The organism is Rhodococcus sp. Leaf225 (assembly GCF_001426145.1).
Classification (GTDB): Bacteria; Actinomycetota; Actinomycetes; order Mycobacteriales; family Mycobacteriaceae; genus Rhodococcoides.
Map to the genome: position 1 here is coordinate 503,347 of NZ_LMRN01000025.1, position 19,178 is coordinate 522,524.

Annotated in this window: 15 protein-coding genes; 4 read left to right on the forward strand and 11 right to left on the reverse strand. The window is 69.5% G+C overall.

The window, feature by feature from the left end; translation table 11 throughout:
- The first annotated feature begins 46 nt into the window (after window positions 1–46).
- Window positions 47–1,603: an Hsp70 family protein gene (locus ASG69_RS22660; RefSeq protein WP_056443954.1), complete on the forward strand. Its 1,557-nt coding sequence runs from the start codon at window positions 47–49 to the stop codon at window positions 1,601–1,603.
- Between the two features lie 141 nt (window positions 1,604–1,744).
- Here ASG69_RS22660 and ASG69_RS20725 read toward each other — a convergent pair whose 3' ends face one another.
- From ASG69_RS20725 to ASG69_RS20735, 3 genes are read right to left on the reverse strand one after another with little or no spacing between them, the layout of a single operon-like run.
- Window positions 1,745–2,281, reverse strand: coding sequence for a YdcF family protein (locus ASG69_RS20725; RefSeq protein ID WP_056443957.1), 537 nt, complete (start codon window positions 2,279–2,281; stop codon window positions 1,745–1,747).
- A 5-nt stretch (window positions 2,282–2,286) separates the two neighbouring features.
- Window positions 2,287–3,849, reverse strand: coding sequence for a sugar transferase (locus ASG69_RS20730; protein WP_056443960.1), 1,563 nt, complete (start codon window positions 3,847–3,849; stop codon window positions 2,287–2,289).
- Window positions 3,846–4,136, reverse strand: a complete 291-nt coding sequence (locus tag ASG69_RS20735) for a phosphopantetheine-binding protein (protein ID WP_231476458.1) — start codon at window positions 4,134–4,136, stop codon at window positions 3,846–3,848. The genes ASG69_RS20730 and ASG69_RS20735 overlap by 4 nt, the downstream gene beginning before the upstream one ends.
- Before the next feature lie 180 nt (window positions 4,137–4,316).
- Here ASG69_RS20735 and ASG69_RS20740 point away from each other — a divergent pair, with 180 nt between their 5' ends.
- Together ASG69_RS20740 and ASG69_RS20745 are read left to right on the forward strand one after the other, a co-directional pair.
- Entirely contained in the window at window positions 4,317–5,093 is a 777-nt protein-coding gene (locus ASG69_RS20740) for a GNAT family N-acetyltransferase (protein ID WP_156380613.1), read from the forward strand.
- Window positions 5,094–5,324: 231 nt separating this feature from the next.
- A complete protein-coding gene (locus ASG69_RS20745) occupies window positions 5,325–6,584 on the forward strand; it encodes a glycosyl hydrolase family 28-related protein (protein ID WP_231476457.1) in 1,260 nt (419 codons plus the stop codon).
- Window positions 6,585–6,587: 3 nt separating this feature from the next.
- On the opposite strand, the gene ASG69_RS20750 is transcribed toward ASG69_RS20745, so the two are convergent.
- The 8 genes from ASG69_RS20750 to ASG69_RS20785 form a co-directional block, all read right to left on the reverse strand.
- Window positions 6,588–7,940: a glycosyl hydrolase family 28-related protein gene (locus ASG69_RS20750; RefSeq protein WP_027506969.1), complete on the reverse strand. Its 1,353-nt coding sequence runs from the start codon at window positions 7,938–7,940 to the stop codon at window positions 6,588–6,590.
- Window positions 7,937–9,631 (reverse strand): alpha/beta fold hydrolase, encoded by a 1,695-nt coding sequence (locus tag ASG69_RS20755; RefSeq protein ID WP_156380614.1) that lies wholly within the window; start codon window positions 9,629–9,631, stop codon window positions 7,937–7,939. The genes ASG69_RS20750 and ASG69_RS20755 overlap by 4 nt, the downstream gene beginning before the upstream one ends.
- Before the next feature lie 68 nt (window positions 9,632–9,699).
- Window positions 9,700–11,697 (reverse strand): Wzz/FepE/Etk N-terminal domain-containing protein, encoded by a 1,998-nt coding sequence (locus tag ASG69_RS20760; RefSeq protein WP_056443971.1) that lies wholly within the window; start codon window positions 11,695–11,697, stop codon window positions 9,700–9,702.
- Entirely contained in the window at window positions 11,688–13,094 is a 1,407-nt protein-coding gene (locus ASG69_RS20765; RefSeq protein WP_056443974.1) for a hypothetical protein, read from the reverse strand. The genes ASG69_RS20760 and ASG69_RS20765 overlap by 10 nt, the downstream gene beginning before the upstream one ends.
- A gap of 36 nt (window positions 13,095–13,130) precedes the next feature.
- Window positions 13,131–14,132, reverse strand: a complete 1,002-nt coding sequence (locus ASG69_RS20770) for a CgeB family protein (RefSeq protein WP_027506967.1) — start codon at window positions 14,130–14,132, stop codon at window positions 13,131–13,133.
- Window positions 14,129–15,514 (reverse strand): lipopolysaccharide biosynthesis protein, encoded by a 1,386-nt coding sequence (locus ASG69_RS20775; RefSeq protein WP_082544422.1) that lies wholly within the window; start codon window positions 15,512–15,514, stop codon window positions 14,129–14,131. Before ASG69_RS20775 ends, ASG69_RS20770 begins: the two co-directional genes overlap by 4 nt.
- Entirely contained in the window at window positions 15,504–16,661 is a 1,158-nt protein-coding gene (locus ASG69_RS20780) for a glycosyltransferase family 4 protein (RefSeq protein ID WP_056443977.1), read from the reverse strand. Before ASG69_RS20780 ends, ASG69_RS20775 begins: the two co-directional genes overlap by 11 nt.
- A complete protein-coding gene (locus ASG69_RS20785) occupies window positions 16,658–17,740 on the reverse strand; it encodes a glycosyltransferase family 4 protein (protein WP_056444350.1) in 1,083 nt (360 codons plus the stop codon). The genes ASG69_RS20780 and ASG69_RS20785 overlap by 4 nt, the downstream gene beginning before the upstream one ends.
- A gap of 472 nt (window positions 17,741–18,212) precedes the next feature.
- On the opposite strand from ASG69_RS20785, the gene ASG69_RS20790 reads away from it, so the two are divergent.
- On the forward strand, window positions 18,213–19,178 hold the full coding sequence (locus ASG69_RS20790) for an Hsp70 family protein (protein WP_056443980.1): 966 nt from the start codon (window positions 18,213–18,215) through the stop codon (window positions 19,176–19,178).

Consider the following 19,178-nt stretch of genomic DNA (forward strand, 5'->3'; position numbering starts at 1 on the left):
TCGCACGCGCTCGTCGTGCGGTACATCGGTCCGGACAAGGCGGCTCATGACAGTACTGGGAGTGTCGGTGGGCACCAGTGCCGTGCGCTTGGCCAGGCCCGTTCAGGGGCTGCGCGCGGGCGTCGAGGCCGCCTTCCGCCACCGCGCCATCGACACCACCTTCGACCAGGCCGAGCAGCTCGCGGCCGAGTCCATCGGCGTCATCCTCGCCGACCCCGCCGACCCCGAGTCGATCTCCGCCACCGGCGTCGCCTACCGCGACGACGCGCAGGCCGGCGCCGTCGCCCGGGCCATGGCCCGCCAGCACATCGTCAACTACCGCCTCGTCCCCGAAGTGCATGCCGCCGTGCAGTTCCTGCGGTCCACGGGCGACCTCGACGGGCTCCACGTCGTCGGGTTGTACGACCTGGGCAGCTCGGGTCTCAGCGTCACCGTCGTCGACCTCGACAACGGGCAGGTGCTCGCCTCCGAGCGCAGCTTCGCCGTCAGCGGCAACATGTTCGACGCCACCATCCGCGACAACCAGATCGGCCGCCAGCAGAGCGGCCTGGACGACGTGGACGGACGCGAGTTCGAGCTCCGGTGCCGCGTGGCCAAGGAACAGCTCTCCTCGAGCGGCGCCGTGTGCCTGCCGGGTATCGGCGGGCTCATCCTGCTGTCCCGCGAAGCGTTCGAGTCGATGGTCGCCGTCCCCATCGAGCAGTCCGCGCGGCTCACGCGCGACGTCATCACGCGCGCCGGCCGCCCCGTCGATGCTCTCGTCATGATCGGCGGCGGATCCCGCATACCCCTGGTCCGGGCGACGCTCGCGGGCTGGGTCGGTCTGCCCACCATCACGCCCGCGGAGCCCGAGCTGGTCGCCGCGAAGGGTGCGGCACTGTCCGCGACTCCCGTGGACGGCCAGTCGAACTCCGGTCCCGTCCCGATGGCCGCCCCTCGTCCCGCTGCTCCCGCTCCGACCGTCGCGGCACCGCTGGTGTCCGCTCCCGTGGTCGCCGGGCCGGTCGAGCCGCGCACGCCGGACGCACCGGCGCCGGAGAAGGCGCTCAGCGCACCGTCCGCGGAGACCATGGCCTACAGCGACGTGGAGAGCCGTGAGCACTCTGCGCGCGACATCGACCATGCGGCTCGCGACTCGGAGCATCGCCCCGACGTGGCGGATCCGCGTGCGGCGGAGACTCCCTCGTGGCTCTCCGGGTCCGGTTCCGCAGCGCCGGAACAGCGTTCGTCACGCCCACGGCTGCCGCTCATCGCGGCCGTCGGTCTCGCGGTGATCGCTGCCGTCGGGCTCGCGCTCGGATACGGCGCCACGCCGTCGCAGTCCACCGCCGACGTCACGCCGGCCGATCAGGCGGGAACGTCGAGTTCGGACGCACCGTCCACGACGACGGCGACCACCACACGGACCACCACCACGGTGCCGCCGACCACCACCACCGTTCCCCCGGTCGCTCCGGCTCCGGTGGAGGCGCCCGCTCCGGCCGCCGAGGTTCCCGACGTGGCGCCGGCCCCCGCGCCCGCTCCGCCGACCATCCCGGGACTCCCCGGTGTGCAGCTGCCGCCCGGCATCCAGATCCCGCCGGGTCTCATCCCCGGGTTCTGATCCTGCCGTTCGCGGTGCATGTCGTTGTCCTGCTGTGAACGTCGTCGAACACGAGCGCCGTAGCCCCCGACGGCATCGCATCGCAGCGATGCCGCACTACGGCGTTCGTGTTCGTCGCGTGTCCGGGCCGTCAGGCCACGGTCACGAGCACTCGCTGTCGAGTGCAGCCTTGATGTAGCCGGCAGTCTGATAGATGTAGCTGCCGATCCATTCTCCGATCCCCTCCTGAGTGGGGTTGGGAGACATGGTGACCTCGCCGTCGAAGCACTGCTGGACGATGTAGCGCGACCGAGACAGGTGCGGCGTGTAGGTCACCACGATGATGTGTTTCCAGTTCTCCGCGGCGGCGCGGCGCTTGATCTCCTCCGCCTCGCCCTTCGTGGAGTACGGATCCGGGAGGAAGCACGACACCGTCACGGTGTAGGTGCCGTTGCAGATCTGCTGCATGCGCACGTCGTCCGGGCCCACCGAGTTGGAGAGCACCACTTCGGGTGCGTACCCCTGCTCGGCGATGTCGATGCCGTAGTGGAAGCGCCCGTAGGGCTTTCCCCCGAGCACCACGACGGCGTCGGCCGGTCGGAGTGGGTCTGTCTGAGGGTGGACGTACACGGGCCATCCCGCGGCCACGATGGCCACGAGCAGCACCGAGAACGCCACCAGAAGGCGGCGAAAGGTCACGAGTCTCAGCCACCGGTCCGCCGCAGTACGGACAGGACTGTACGGAGCAGGATCTTGACGTCGAGCCAGAGACTCCAGTTCTCGATGTAGAAGTTGTCGTAGAGCGCGCGGTCCTTGAGTGACGTGTCGCCTCGGAGTCCGTGCACCGCAGCCCATCCCGTGAGTCCGCCGGGCACGCGGTGACGCGCGGAGTAGCCCGGGATCTCGGTGGTGAACTTGTCGACGAAGTGCGGTCGCTCGGGGCGCGGGCCCACCAGATCCATGTCGCCCACCATGATGTTCCACAGCTGAGGCAACTCGTCCAGAGAGGTCTTGCGCAGGAAGCGGCCCAGTCGCCCGACGCGGTCGTCCTGGGAGATGTTCCACGTCGTGTCCGACTCGGTGCGCGACGCGGGTTTCATCGACCGGAACTTGAGGCAGGCGAACAGCTGACCGTTGCCGGTGACGCGCAACTGCTTGAACAGCACGGGCGCGCTCGGATCGGAGAACCGCACGGCTGCCGCGATGGCGAGCAGGAGCGGGGACAACACGAAGAGAGCCATACCCGCAAGGATGCTGCTCAGAACGCGCTTCATGCGCCAGGCGAGCGACCGGTGCGCGTCGCGTCGGATACGCACCAGCGGGATGGCGTGCAGTCGGTCCATCTCACCGGTGACGCTCACGAACTCGAACAGACGAGGCACCACGAAGATCTCGCAGTCCATCCGGTCGCACTCGCGCAGCAGTGTCAGCAGAGCCGACTCCCGCATCGCCGAGAACGCGATGACGATGGTGTCGATCTGGTGCAAATCGATGTAGGTCCGCAGCTGGTTCGCCAGCGGCTCGACGGGGATGTGGCTGGCCACGCTCGCCGGCATCGGTGAATCGTCCAGCAGGGCGTGCGGCTCGAGACCGTGCTCCGGGTAGGACTGCATGCTCTCGACGAGCTGCGTGGCCACGAGCCCGCTGCCGATCACGACGGTGCGGCGCTGGAAGCGCGGCCGACGCCGCAGCCGACGGGCGACGAAGTAGGACGCCTCGCGCCCCGCCATGGTGGCCGCCAGGACGGACAGGGAGATGAGGGCGGCCGTGAGCAGGGTGGTGGACGGCGCCACGATGACGATGGCGCTCATGGAGACCAACAGCACGATGGCGGCCATCAGCGGCAGATCGTCCAGCATCGACAGCGTGAGACGCTGACGACGGCGCTGCGGCAGCACCGCGAAGACGACGATCAGCACGGTCACGATCACTGGGTGGCCGTCGAACGGCGCGAGCGCGATCGCGAGGGAGACGAACATCGACTCGAGGACGATGCCGAGCACCGCGCTCAGGTGCAGAGCCGGCCAGCGCGACAGACGGCTGCGCGGATCCGGGATGTTGGGACGGAGCGGGATGGGCGGGGTGACCTCGGTGGCCGTCGCCTCCTGCGCTGCCTGTGCGTACTGCACGGCCTCGGCATGGCGGGCGAAGCGGGGGAGCAGGTTCTCCGGCTCGAGATCGGGTGAGTCCGCCCCGCGGCGCTTGTCGCCTCGGTGGTTGTCGCCACGGAGATCGATCGGCGAGGTGTCGGGGTGCGAGGTGGTCATCGGCTCGCCTCCGGCTGGACGGCTGCGGAGGTGTCGGACACATGGTCCAGCGCGTCACGAATGGCGGCGATCGTGGCGAACGTGGAACGACGCAGAAGGTGATCGGGGAACTCGACCTGGGCCGATTCCTCCAGATCCACGAGCACGGCCACGCTGGCGTGCGAACTCAGGCCGGCGTCGAACAGGTTCTCGTCGTCGCCCAGCGTCCACGGATCGACGGGTAGTCGACCGGCTCGGTGCAGCGAGCTACGGACGATGGTGTCCCGGGTTGGTGACGGGTGCGTCACGAGGGTTTACTCCTTGCCTACGGTTCAGACAGACAGTCACGCTCATATCGCGCCCCGCGGCGAATGCATCGTCGACTTACATGGAAGAACTCGACCGCGTCGGCTCTTGTGGACGCCGCAACAATCTACGAGAAGTGTATATGAGAAGTTTCCGTACCGCAGGAAGGTTTTGGTGAAGGCGTGAGTGAGATGCCGATCGGACGGTCGTCGGAGCGCGAGATGGAGGCGCTCCGGCAGTCGTTCGGACAGACGACGCGCTCCTGGGCGGACCACACGTTCGAGTCGACCGACTCCGGCTGGGTGGCGTTCAGCGGGTTGGACCGACCCGATTACAACCTCGCCCTGGTGCACGGCGGAGACGCCGCTGAACAGGTCGGACGGGTGATCGACTCGGTGACCGCGCTCCGCCGACCGGCTCTGGTGATGCTGGCCGGCGCCGGCCTCTCGGGGGCGCAGACCCTGGCCGACGCCGGCTGGGTGAGCCTGCAGGCCATGCCGTTCATGCACCGGTCCGCCGGTGGGTCGCAGCCGGTGGACGGGGTGCGCGAGATCACAGAGGCAGACCTGCCCGCCTGTCAGGAGGTCGCGTCGCTCGCGTTCGGGGTGGGGCCCGAGCTGGCCGCCGCCGTCTACACCGCGGAGACGCTTCGCCGTCCCGACGCCATGGCGTTCGGCCTGTTCGTCGACGACGAGCTCGTCTCCTGCCTCCTGTCCTGCCGCGCCGGCGACACCGTCACGGGGTGGGCGCTGGCCACCCACCCCGACCATCGCCGTGCCGGACACGCGGCGCGCCTCATCGCGGGCGGCAAGCACGTCGAGACCGGACTGCACGGGCCGTCGCAGGATCTGTGCCTCGCCTCCCCGGCCGGAGTGCCGCTCTACGCGTCGCTGGGCTTCCACACGACGGAGTACTGGCAGGTGTGGTCGCGGCCTCGGTGGGTGCTCGGCGCCGCGTGACGGCCGACACACTTTCCTGCCTTTGTCTTGGTGGGCGGGCGCGAAACACGATGCCCATCAGTGAACGGCTTTCGATGTGGAAGCCGCGGTCGGTCTTTTTCACACCGCCGTGTATCGCAGGTCTCTCGGGGCGGCGCGTCGCGTCGTGAATGCGCATTTCTTTGCTTGTGTATGGGCAGGCGCCGAGCGGGGGCAGGAGGTGCGCCGACCACGATGGTGAAGGGGTAAACCATGAACGACAGAGGTCCTTCGGGTTCGCGGCTCGACCGCCGCGCACTGCTCATGGGGGGACTGGCCGCTGGAGTGGGCACCACGCTCGCGGCGAGCAGCATCCTCGCGCAGGCCGACGACCCCGTGGCCGTGACCCTCGCGGCGGGCGAGACCGACCCCGGCGCCCTGCTCGGGTGGGTCAACGTCAAGGCTGCCCCGTACAACGCGAAGGGTGACAACGCCGCCGACGACACCGCCGCCGTCGCCGCCGCGTATACCGCAGCGCAGCAACAGAACCGGCCGCTGTACTTCCCGCCCGGCATGTTCCGGGTGCGTTCGCTCCCACAATTCGCCAACTACGCCACCGTGTTCGGAGCCGGCGCCGATCTGACGACGATCGTGCACACCAGCTCGGGCACGCTGCTCACCCTCAAGGGCCGTCAGCGCGTCGCACTGAAGAACCTGGGCATCTTCTCGCTGGATCCCTCGTCGCTGGCCGTGCTTCTCGACGCCTGCTTCCGCTGCTCGTTCGACTCGGTGGTCTTCCGCGGTAACCACACCCCGCAGAGCTACCCCCGGTTCCTGCCGCAGAAAGGCGTGTCGCTGATCAACAACACCGGCGGAACGTCGTTCGTGAATTGCGACTTCAACAATTACGGAACGGCGATGTCGACGACGGCCATTCAGTCGTACATCGCCAACTGCAAGTTCGCGACCAACTGGATCGGGCTGCTGGGAACGGGCAACAATTTCGCGTCGGGAATGTCGATCGTCAACACCGAGTTCGTCTCCGACATCAATGCGAACACCACCACGTCGCATCTCGTCGTGGACGGCCGGGCCAACGACTGGTGGCTCACCAACGTGTGGTTCGAGGGAGCGGCGACGGCCCTCACCATCGGTAAGGCGGGCACGGGCGGACCGTCGCAGTTCGGCATGGTCAACTGCAAGGTCGCCGCTCGCGGGATCTGCCTCGATCTGCAGCACTGCCGCCAGCCGTACCTCGCCAACGTGGCGTTCGACGCCGACCAACAGTCGAATCCCCAGCTCATCAGGGTGAACGCGCAGTATGTCGCGGAGGGGACCGCGATCAACCTCATCACCAGCCAGGGTGCCGACTTCCCCGGCAACACCTTCCCTGGTGGCTGGTCGGTGCTCGGCCGCGGCAAGCTCTTCTCCGCCGGCGGCGGACCCGTCGTCAAGTCGCCGGACGGCAAGAGTTGGCGGCTGTCGATCAGCAACACCGGTGTGGTGAGCGGGCAGAACCTCGGGGTGCTGTAGCGGTCAGCGCGGCCGATCGGTGCCGAGGGACTCGGTACTCAGGGTTCCGTCCGTCCCCACCACCAGACGCCAGTACGCGTTGGACTCGTCTTTGAGCACCACGCCCGCCTCGCGGCGGTCGGACAACCAGGTGCCGTCGGACAGGACGGCGGCGGTCACGGCATCGCCGCTGTCCCGCGCCTGCAGCAGGTCGACGTCGTCCTGCACGGTGCGCGTGACCACCGTGCTGGTGAAGGTGGGCCCCGACATGGTGCCGCGACCGATCACGGTCCACGCATCGGGGAAGACCGCGCCGTTCACGTCGTCGTTGACGCCCGAGATCAGGTTCACCGCGGTGCCCGTCGGGACGTGCTCCGCGTCGATGACCAGCTCGGCGGGCCGGCTGTTCGGGTCCGGATCGAAGATGATGTTGGCAAGGTAGGGCTGCCGGCAGTACAGCAGCTCGACACACGTGGTGCGCGCCGAGATCTTGCAGTTGACCATGCCGAACTGGGACGGCCCGCCGGTCTCGCGCGTGCCGATGCTCAGGGCCACCTCGGACCCCTCGAACCAGACGTTGGTGAACCACCAGTCGTTCGCGGGACCGTCGACGCGGACGTGCCGATCCGTCGTGTCCGGGTCGTTGTCCGACACGAACTCGACGTTGGTGAACGCCATGCCGGCGTTGAAGTCGCCACCGGTGCCGAGCACCCCGACACGGTTGCTCGTGAACTTCGAGGCCGTCACGTAGTTCTGGATGCACTCCGACGTCAGACCGATGCCGTAGTTGTTGATGTCGCAGTTGGTGAACGTGGTGCCGCCCGTGTTGTCGGTCAGCAGCACTCCGCGCTGGTTCTCGTACTGCGGGAACGTGGACGACGAGTGGTTGCCGCGGATGGTCACCGAGTCGAACGAGCAGCGGAAGCACGCGGACAGGGAGAAGCACGTCGACGTGGCGCCGGTGGTGAAGAACCCCATCCGGCGGAAGTTGACGCGCTGGCGTCCCCGCAGGTCGATCAGAGTGCCGTTCTGTTCGTACAGGACGGTGGTGACATCGGCGCCGTCGCCGTACACGGTGGCGTAGTCGGCCATCGCCGGCCACGCCGTCACCCGGTAGGTGCCGCCGGGCAGGTAGACCGCAGAGGCCTGGGTGATGCCTTCGAACGCCCGCGCGATCGCCTCGGTGTCGTCGGTGGTGCCGTCGCCCGTCGCCCCGAAGTCACGCACGTTGCGCGCAGCCGGGGTGTCCGTGACGTTCGGCGACTGGAACTGCACCGACTCGGCGTCGTCGCGCGAACACGCGACCGCGAGCGGAACGGTGGCGGCGACGAGGGTGCCGGTGAGCAGCCGTCGCCGGCCGAAGGAACTCGCGGTCACGCGGTGACCTGCTGTCTCTGCGGTTCGATGGTTCGGGCGAGCACCGAGGAGATGATCGTGCGGCGCATGTCGGCGTGGTACGCCGAGTGGTCACCGACGGGCGCGCTGACGATCAACGGCACGGTGCCGCTGCGACGCTGGATGCGTGTGAGGCCCTCGGGCCCACGCTGATCGACGAACCAGCGGTGATCGGCCGGAGCCAGGATCACGGTGGCGTCGACGTCGTTGTCCGCCAGCGAACGCAGGATGACCTCGGGAACCTGGGTCACGCCGCGCACACCGAGCAGCCGCCACGCCCGGTACGGCAGGTGCGTCTGCAGTGCGTTCTTGATGCGCGCCCGGGGCGTCTTCTGCCACGCCGGATCCGACCGCGGGATGCCCAGATCGGCAGGATCGATCTCGCCCTGCGTCGACTTCTTGCGCTTCCAGCTCCACGCGATGGCGTTCACCATGACGGCGCCGCCGGCCCCGATCTCCGTGGCGGCGTGGGCCGCGTTCCACGACCCGGAGCAGATGCCCGTGAGCACCACGCGACGCGGATCGGCATGCGCCGCACGGGCGGCCGCGACCACGTCGTCGGCGCTCTCCGCCGAGTAGATCGGAGTGTGCTCGTCGGCACGCACCACCTCCGATTCACCGGTTCCGCGTCGGTCGAAGCGCAGCGCGGACGCACCGGAGCGCGCCGCCTCGCGAGCGAGCTCGACCCACAGCCGCGCCGGTCCGGTGCGCGTGTCGTTCGCCGTGGCGCAGAAGACCAGAGTGGGTGCGGAGTCCGGTGTCCCGACCGGAGTTGATCGGATGCCGAACAGGCCGTGCGCACCGATGCTCTCGATGTGCTCGGTGAAGGTCGACCCGTCGCTCGCCTGGTGCGTGACGCTGGTGGTCGGGGTGAACTCGACCGCGCAGTCGCGGGCGGAGTCGTGTGCGCCGTCGAGGATGTCGACGACCGCGCGGATCGCCGTGTTCGGCAGCGGCACCAGGAAGCTCTCGGGCGTGACGAACTCGGTCATCGTGCCGACGTGCCGCACCGTCGCGCCCGACCGCTCGATCGCCTTGTCGAGCCGAGGCGAGGAGTACCCGTCACGCAGCGCGAAGATCCACTGCGACACGGCGGGTGACGCCGCGGTGAGTTCGAGGGCGGACAGCGCTGCCGCGGCCTCGGTGGACAGCGAGTGCCCGATGGTGTGCAGATCGGTGTCGTCGGTGTCGGTTCCGACGGTGTCGGTGCCCACACCGAGCCGGTACAGCGCCTGCTGCTCGCGCAGGTACGCGCGGCCGCGCGGCACCGGATCCCACAGGACGACCGTGTGCAGCGGGCCGACAGCGTCGGCGGCGCGATCGAGAAGCAGGGCACCGGCGCGCAGGCCGACGGCGGAGACCGTGGTGCAGCCGAGCGAGCGCACCAGGCTCACCGCGTCCCCGATGCTCGCGAGCCACCCGTCCATCGCCGCAGCGTCGTTCTGGTCGCCGCCCGAGTCGCCCACACCGAGGTAGTCGAACCGCAGCACGGCGAAGCCGGCCGCGGCCAACTCCTGCGCGAGCAGCTTGAGTCCGCGGTAGGTGTCGACGTGCTCCTTGCCCATCGACGGGCACAGCACGATGCCCGCGCGCGCGTGGTCGCCTTCGGGAAGGTGAACCACGCCGAACAGGCGACGGCCGTCCGATCCGAACCAGGTCGGTGTCGTCGACATGGGTGCTCGGTCCTCTCGGGAGTGCGAGCCGATCGGGCTCGGGGTGCGGGTGGAGTGGAGGGTCTGGTTCACTTGGTGACCCGGAAGGTGCGGCGGCCGGTCTGCGTCCGAGGGCGGACGGGCCGCGAGGTGGTGGGCTCCGCGGGACGGGTCGCCTTCGTGACCGTCGTGTCCTGCGCAACCTTGTCCGCCTTGTCGGACGCGGCCGGCGTGGTCGTGTCGGCCTTGGTGATCGAGACCGGCTCGGGCGTCGCGCTGGTGTCGGCGTCGTCCGTCTCGGACTCGTCGGTGTCGACGTCCTCGACGTCCGCGGTGATGGTGTCGTTCACCTCGGACTCGGTCGAGTCCTTCTCCGCGACACCATCTTCTGCGTCGTCCTGCGGAACCTCGATCGGCTCCGCCGTCACCACGTGGAAGCGGTCGGTCTCGGCGTCCGCCGGCGACTGGACCACGTCGTAACGCTCCTCCTGGCGGGGCTCGGGACGGGCGGCGCGCTCGGCACGAGGTGCCGGCTGGACGGTGTCCCAGCGATCCTGGTGATCGTCCCGGTAGCCGTCGGTGCGGTAGCCGTCATTGCGGTGGTCGTCGTTCCGGTGGTCGCGGTCGCGGTAGTCGTCGTTCCGGTACTCGGACTCGTGGACCGGCGACGGCGCGCGGTAGGACTGCGGTGCGGTCGGACGCGCAGCGGTGGTGGTCCGGGTGGTGGTCGGTACGTCGCGCACCTCGGCCACGGGAGCAGCCTTCGGCGACGTCGCGGGCACGACGTCGTCCTTCGCGGCGGACGACTTCAGCAGCGAGAGCGGCCAGCGGCGAGCCGAGACGTGCGGCACCAGAACGGTTCCGGCCACGGCGACCCCGATGCTGTCGAGCTCGGTCAGCAGTGCGCGGAGCTGCGCGGCGGTGGTGGTGCCGTTCTCGACGGCCACGACGACGTGGTCGACGTGCACGGCGATGGCGAGCGCATCGGTCGCGTCCGCCACCGAGGTCGCGTCGATCACCACGTAGTCACGATCGGCCTTCAGGCTCTGCACGATGGTGCCGAAGCGCGGGGAGGCCAGGAACAGGGTGGTCCGATCGTCACCCACGCCCATGGGCAGGATGCTCAGACCCTCGACCTGGCTCGGCCGCGTGAGATCGGTGGCCGACCGCTTGGGCGAGCGTGCGAGATCGGCGAGCCCGCCGGCGTTCTGCATGCGGGACGACACTCCGGTGCCGTCGGTGCAGGCGTCGACCACGAGAGTCGGGCGGCCCAGTCCGCTGAGCGCACGCGCCAGGGCGAGGACGGTGTCCGACCCGCCGGCGGGGGAGACGCCGACGACCGCGATGGAGTGCGGGGTCGTCCGGCCGACCGAGGCGTCGAGGCGTAGTGCGGCGCGCCGTGCGTCCGCGGTGCGCGTGGCCGCCTTGACGTCACCGAGGAACGCGGTGGGAGCGACCGCGGCGACCTGGCCGGTGGTGCGGATGCGCTTGTCGAGCCGGTCACGCAGGTACGCCGCAGCGCAGCCGAGCAGCATGCCGGCGACGGCGCCCATGAGCAGGGTGCGCATCGGTGCGGGCCCGCCCACGGCGGCCGGGGTGGTCGCCGGGTCGACGACGGTCACCTTCGCCGCGGGAGCCGCGCCGATCTCCGTGGTCTCGATCTCGTTGACCAGATCACGGAACTCGGTGACCACCGCGTCGTTGATCGCCCGCGCACCGTCCGGCGTCGTGTCCGACACCGAGATGCCGATGAGCACGGTGGCCGGCGCGAAGGACGTGGTGACCGTCGACGCGAGAGCCGCCGGCGTGGTGTCGAGCTGCAGATCGGAGATGACACCCGACATGACGCGCTCACTGGTCACCAGGTTCACGTAGGACGTGACACGCTGCTGCGCCGCCATGTTGCCCTGGTAGGCGTCCGACACCGAGGTGCCGGTCGCCATCGAGACGTAGAGACGGCTCGAGGAGGTGTAGGAGTAGCTCAGCGTCGACGTGTACGCCGCCGCTGCCACCGTTCCCAACACGACGAAGGCCAGGATGGTCATCCACCGGCGTCGTGCGATGTTCACGTAATCGATCAAACCCATGATGCAGATCCTTTGCTCGAAGAGCGGTCGAGTGTGGAGATGTCGTCGGGAACGTGCGTGGTCGGAGGGGGTGTCTCCGCGCACTGTCGGGAGTACTCGCCGACGAGAAGCGTCACGATCCACACGAGAATTGCCAATTGGAGTGATTTGCCGATGGACTCGGTCGTCCCGAGGATCCCGCGCTCGAACAGCACGGGATACTCGATGAGCGTCAGCCCGAGCACCACGAAGAGGAAGTTCCTCGCGAGGAGCCATCGAACGGCGACCAGCACCATGACGAAGGTGAAGGTCATGGTGACGGCCACGCCGGCGTACCCGCCGAACACGAAGCCCTCACTGATGTTTCCCTCGGCCAGGGAGACGGACACGTTGCGCATGTCCACCGACGACCCACGGACCTGGTTGGCCCACGCGGTGCCGGACTGGAACTTCTCCGATCCGAGGAGCTGGGACGGGATGAAGTTGAGGAGCGCGTTCTTCACCACGTCGCCGTGCGAGATCCATTCCCGGCCCTGCATGTAGTACGCGTCCGTCGCGGCCTCGAGGAGGTCGAAGCGGCGCAGGATCGGCAGGAACGGTTGCACGACAGGGGGATAGCTGGCCTCGGCGGCCGCCGAGATCGCACGGGCCTCGGGATCCACCTTCAGCGACTGCAGGATGCCGAACGCGCCGATGGCGCCCGCCGAGATACCGAGCACGCCGAGGATGGTCCCGCGCGTCCACCCGATGAGGGCGAAGCGCACGGCGACGGCGAGAGCCGCACCGAGCACGGGGGTCTTGGACTCCACGATCACGGTCCACACGAGCTCCATGCCCATCAGGCCGAGCAGCAGGACCGCGGTCTGCCACAGCTTCTCCGGTCGCGCGAAGACGATGAGGCCGAGGGCGCCCACCGTCGCCATCGTGGCGGCGAAGTCGAGGAGCGGGTTGGAACTGCTGACCTCACCGGCGGATCCGGTGTTGCCCGTCGCGAAGGACACGAAGCGTCCGCCGAGACCCAGCACGTAGATGGTGCCGAGGCTGCGGAAGAAGTACGGATCCGCGACGGCCGCTCCGATGGTGGTCCGCTCCTGCGGTCCCCGGCGCCACCGACGGAACAGCACGTATCCGACGACGAGAGCCACGTAGAACCACAGACCGAACACGACGGGCTTCAGCACCTCGGCGATGCCGATGTCGTAGCCGATGTTCGCCAGTCGCGGGTCCGCCAGGCTGTCCGCGAACTGCGGCTGCGGGAGCGTCCACAGCAGGACGAGGGGACGCGCCACGTAGCTCAGCGACCAGTAGGCGGACTGCGCCAGCAGGAACACCTTGGCGACACCCGGCACGAACATCGCGGACACGACGAGGGCGACGATGGCCGCAGTGGTGAGCGCGACGGCGGTGAAGGCGGTCACGGCGCGACCCCCGTCGGGCGGCGCAGGGCGACGATGTCACAACGCATCGGTCATCTCCCGTGCTCGGTCCACGTACGCGTGGTGATCACCGACGATCCGCAGCCGGCCGCGCTCCGCCATCTCTCTGGCTGCATCAGGTTCGGTGCGGCACCACGCCAGGATGTCATCGAGTTCGTCCGAGCTGGAGAAAAGACGGCAATCCCGTCCGTCCTCCAGCAGCGCCATGTGCTCGTCCGTGCGCTCACCGACGAACAGACCGCCGGCCGCGGGCACCTCGAACGTGCGGCACGTGTGGGTGTCGCGGTTGTCCGAGTTCAGCAGGACGAGGTTGGCCAGCACGGCCGACACCGCCACCGAGAACCCCTCGCCGTACACGGCGCCGCCGATGTGAGCCGACGTCGTCCGCAGCGCGGACACCCGTCGCCATCCCGGACCCTGGACCGTCATCGCCGAGCCGTGCGTGCGGGCCAGCTCCACCATCGAGTCGCGGCGGTCCGGTCGGCAGGCACCGATGAAGCCGACGAGGTACTCGGCCGGATCACGACGGGCGGTCGGACGGTGCCAGGCCGGGTCGTACGCGCTGTGGACGAAGAGCGTCGACTTCGCGCCGCGCGACTCCAGCTCGGGCACGTTGTGCCGCTTGGTGGTGACGACGAGGTCCCAGTCGGCCTCGCGGCGCAGGTACTCCGGCGTGGTGTTGTACGGGTTGGACACGTCGTCCGGGCTGTAGTGCACGTGCAGACCCGCCGGCAGAGCCAGCAGTCGGTCCTGGTCGAGATGCACGGTGCGGAACGCGAACAGCATGTCGGGGCGGAACTGGGCTGCCGCCGCCTCGATGCGGCGGTGCAGCGCCTCGAGCACCCAGGGGGCGCGGCCGCGGCCGAGCTTGCTGTACACCCACGGCGGGGACAGCCGGGTCGGCAGCGCGACCGGAGTGGTGTCGACGACGAGCACGGTGTGGCCGGCCTCGCGGAACCCGTCGGCCATGGACCGGGCGTTGCTGCCGATCCAGTCGTCTCCGAGGAACAGGATCTTCATCGACTTGCCTCCCGGAAGCGGCGAACGGCGAGGGGAACGGTGGGGGCATCGGAGGCGACCACGGCCATCGGCACGGTGGGTGCCTCCGATTCCGCGTGCAGCGCATCGTCGTTGCGGCGATGCAGCATGCGCACCCGGAACAGGTACCAGGCCGCGACTGCGACCTCGCAGGTGAGCGTGCCGTAGACCAGCGCCCACACCGACTCGGTGGACAGCGCGGTGGCCAGCGCTCCCGCGGCGAAGACGGTGCCGACGACGGCGCCGATCAGCACTCCCTTGGTGTCCTGGCGGACCGGCAGGATGGCGGTGGTGACGAACGAGGTGATGGCGGTGAAGGGCAGGATGAACACCTGCACGCGCATGATGTCCACCGCGGACGAGAACTGATCGCCGAACACCAGCGAGATCAGCAGCGGCGCGCTCACCCACAGCCCGACGGTGGCCACGACGGCCACACCCACGCACGCGGTCAGTCCGCGCAGTGCGTTCTGCCAGAAGTGGTCCTCCCGGCCGCGGGCCAGCCGCGGCAGCAGGCCGTAGCCGATGGCGTCGAGCAGCGACTGGAACGCGCGGATCAGCCGGTCGCTCGCGGAGAAGATGCCGAGCGACGCCGCGGACAGCGCCACGGAGTAGAAGGTCGCGGCGCCCTGGCCGTAGCTGGTGATGAGCAACCGCGAGGTCAGGACGGGCACGCCCATGCGGACCATCCCGGTGACGTCCTTCGGCTTGCTCGGCGGGCCGAACTCGCGGATGGTGAGCCGCCAGGTCAGGGCCACGGACACCACCGACGACGCCAGCAGGCACAGCATCGCGACCGCGGCGCTGGGGAACATCGGCAGCAGCGTCACCAGCAGCACGAGGTACAGGATGCGGCCGATGCCCTGGTAGACCACGCCGATGCCGAAGCGGGCCTGGGCCACGAGCACCCAGTCATCACCGAACGACGCGAAGCCGCCGGCGAAGAGGCCGAGCAGGATCATGTGCAGGTGGACGTGCGCACCGACCAGGAGACTCGCTAGCAGCCCGGTGCCCATCACGGCGAGCACCGTGGCGCGCAGCGCGAGGTAGTTGCCACGGAGCTGGTTGAGGTTCTCGTCGTTCGCCATCGCCGCGAGGAACGTGGTGATGCCGAAGTCGACCAGCAGCGAGCCGATGAAGTACGCCGACATCGCGATCGCGAGCAGACCCAGCCCCTCGGTGCCGAGGATGCGGGCCGTGAGCGGCAGCGTGACGATCGTGACCAGGTACTGGCCGTACTTGCCGAAGCTGACGAAGGCGATGTCGCGTACCGCCGACAGCTTGTGCAGCGATCCACGGCGGTGCTTCGGGGGCTCGGTGGTGGGGCCGCCGCGCGACCCGCCACGAGTGAGTTCACCGACCATGACGCACGCTCACGGTGTCGAGGACGTCCTCGAGGAAGCTCTCGACGGTGCGGGCCGATTCCTCGATGTCGAAGTGCGCGGCACGGGCCGGCGCGGCGGCGGACAGGCGCGTCCGCAGGTCACGGTCGGCGACGACGCGATCGAGCATGGCGGTGAGGCCCGCGCGGTCGCCGGAGTCGACGAGCATGCCGTTGACACCGTGCTCGACGATCTCCGCAGGGCCGCCGGGCCGCGACGCGACCACGGCGCAGCCGGCGAGCATGCCCTCGACCACGACCTGACCGAACGGTTCCGCCGTCAGGGTGCAGTGGACCAGCACGTCGGACATCCGCATGTAGTCCCGCGGATCGTCGACGTGGCCGGTGAAGGTGACGGGCAGCTCGAGCTCGGCGGCCATGGCCTCGAGCTCTGCGCGGTACGGCTCCTCGCCGAAGAAGGTGCCGCCGACGAGGAAGACGTGCGCCGGCCGGGTGGTCATCGCCGCGACCGCCTCGAGGAAGAGGACGTGTCCCTTCCACGGGGTGAGGCGGGCGACCAGACACAGCACCGTGTCCGCGGGAGCGGACTGCTCGGGGCGGGCACCCACCGGGCGGTCCGCCGACCCGTCGACGCCGGGGTAGGCGACCACGGCGGGCCGACGCCAGGTGGGCAGCGAGGCCAGCGTGGACGTGCTGTTGGCGATGAAGCCGCGACACGCGGTCCAGCCCAGAACGTGCAGCACGGCGGTGAACAGCGTGCCGAAGTACTCGCGGGAGATGCGGTCGTGGGAGTGCCACACCAGGGGCACGCCCGCTCGCCGTGCGGCGATGGTCCCCATGAGCAACGCCTTGGACGACTCGGCGACGACCACGTCGGCACCCGACTCGCGAACGACGGCGCCCACGGCCCACCCCAGCCGGAGCAGGCCGGTGACTCCGCCGATCATGCGGCGGACGGACATGCCCTCGATGGTCACGGAGCGGCTGTCGAACGCGCCGTCCACGACGACGGTGTCGATGCCGTCGGCACGGAGCTTGTCCACCATCGGACCCGTCTCGGTGAAGACGACGGTGACCTCGGTCTTGTCCATGGCGCGCACCAGGCGGTGCAGCGCGATCTCGGCGCCGGACGGCGCCGCGGTGTGGGCGAGGAACAGTGCGCGGGTCATCGCTGGACCAACTCTCGGTACACGTCGACGTGGCGGCGGGCCGAGGACTCCCACGAGAACGACTCGGCATGGGCGCGGCACGCGGCGGCACTCGGCACGTCGCCGCTCAGCGCGGTGGACAGGCGGTGGGCGAGTGCGTCGACGTCGCCGGCGGGCACCACGAGGGAGGGATCGAGGCCCGCGACGGCGTCGGGCAGGCCGCCGCAGTCGGTCACGACGGGGGCGCGTCCGCTGGCGCAGGACTCGAGGGCGATGAGCCCGAAGCCTTCGAGGCTCAGGGTCGGGACCACGGAGACGGTGGCCTCGGCGTAGAGCGCTGCGAGGCGCTCGTCGCTGGTCCGGCCGGTGAAGACGATGGAGTCGCCGGCGGTGGACTCGGCGGCCTGGCTGCGCAGTGCCGCCTCCTCGGTGCCGGTCCCGACGACGACGAGCTGCGCGTCCGGGTGGTCCGCCACGACGGCGGGCCAGGCCGCGACGAGCCGGTCGATGCCCATGCGGCGCTCGAGTCGGCGCACGCAGAGGACGGTGGGGCGAGTGTTGCTCGTTGCCGGGGTGACGGCGAAACGGTCCAGGTCGACACCCGGCGGGATGATCGTGATCGCGGCCGGATCGACGGCGTAGTCCTCGGTGAGGATGCGGGCGGAGTGCCCCGACAGCACGATGAACCGGCGCACGTCGAGGAAGCGCAGACGCTCGACCCAGTACTTGGCGCGCACCACCAGATCGCTCTCGCCGGACATGGCGCTCTCGGCGGCCCAGGGTCCGTGGAAGTGCGCCACCGACGGGTGCGCACCGCGCAGGCCGACGGTGGAGCGTCCGAAGAGGCTGAAGTGGCGGTCGATCACCGTGTTCCTCGGCAGACCGCGATCGGCGGAGAGGGCCGACCAGACGCGCGAGAGCGTGGAACCCGTCGAGGGTCCCCACGAGGACGTGCCGTGGTGGGCGTCGTCCAGATCGGAGTCGCCGAACGCGGACGCGGAGGCGCTGACACCGTCGAGGGCGGAGAGCGCGACGTAGAGATCGGTGAAGTAGCGGTTGAGGCCACCCGGCGAGTCGGCGAACCACTCGGCGCCGGTCATGTGTACCTGCACCGTGGCCGTGCGGTCACGAGTAGCGGGTGCGGGGATCATCGGGGTCGACAGCCTTTCGTCTCGGTCCGGTGCTCGTCGGTGCGTCCACGGCGCCGGGTTTGTGACTCCGAACCAAACTTCTGGATCGGAGCGTCCGGTGCGCCGCGTCTGCATCGGCGAAGCTCGGCCGTGCGCGTCGGCCCCGCTCGACACGCTGCTCGGTGAGGGATTTCTGCGATCGATGTGCCACTGACAGTCGCCCTGGGGCCCTACCTGGCAGTAAGGTGTGCCCGGTCGCATCCACGACCGGTATCGATCTCGCAGTTCCCTATTTCATCGTTTAACATACCGGAAGATTCTTTTGGGCGCCATACAGCAGGAGCTGTCCGGTTCCTGCGCTCGAAGCGGGTGCGACGTGAACAGGGCTGTGACAAGTGACAACGCAGGGGAATGACCACCCACCGAGAGGAAGCGCCGACGGATGTCCGACACCGAAGCTGTGACGTCGGTCCCTCGGGACGTGGTCGATTCGGGCGTTCTGTCCGGTCTCACCACGGTGTTGCTCTACGACCTGGGCCGTGGCGGCGCGACGGCGAGCCTCGTGGACGTCGACGAGATGGCGGTCCTGGGCTCCGTCGACTCCTCGGTGGCCGGTGGGGATGTCTTCGATCACATCGTGCTCGATCACATCGTCGACCGCGGCATTCTGGAGCGCCCCGCCGAGGGCGCGGACGACACGGACGTCATCGTCTTCTGCCGCCGCGTGAAGGAGTCGCTGTCCTCCGCGACCGTCGCGCGCACCCCCGGCGGCGGCACCACACTGATCACGCGTCAGGAGTTCGAGACCGCGGTTCGCCCTCTGCTCGACCTCTCGCTCGACACCGCGGCGTCGCTTCTCGGCGAGCGCGACCTCGACGCGGTGATCCTCGTCGGGGGCGGTTCGCCCATCCCGATCCTGTCGATCGCCGCCGCGGAACGCTTCGGCGTTCCGGTCCTCACCGCGCTGGACCCGCACGCGACGCGTGTGTCGGTACCGGCGCCGGCGCCCGAGCCCTCGTCCACGGATCGGACCGTCGCCTTCGCGGCCGCCCCCGCCGAGCCGGAACGCGAGCCCGACGCGTCGGCGCCCGCGGACGTCGTCGACGTGGGCGGGGAACCGGTGCCCGATCCGAAGCGCAGCAGGGTCCCCGTCGCCCTCGTCATCGCCTTCTCGTGCGCCGTCATGGCGGGCGCCGCGGCGTGGGCCTTCACCTCGATGCCCGAGCCGATGGACCCCGCCACGGTCAGCACCCCGTCCGTGGCACCCACCAGCGCGGTGGCGCCCGTCGGGTCGCGTGGAGTCCCGCCGCCCGTCACCACCACCGCCGACCCGTTCGCCGACGAGACCGACGGGGACTTCGGCGGTGGCGGGGACTTCGGTGGTGGCGGGGACTTCGGGGGGTTCTGA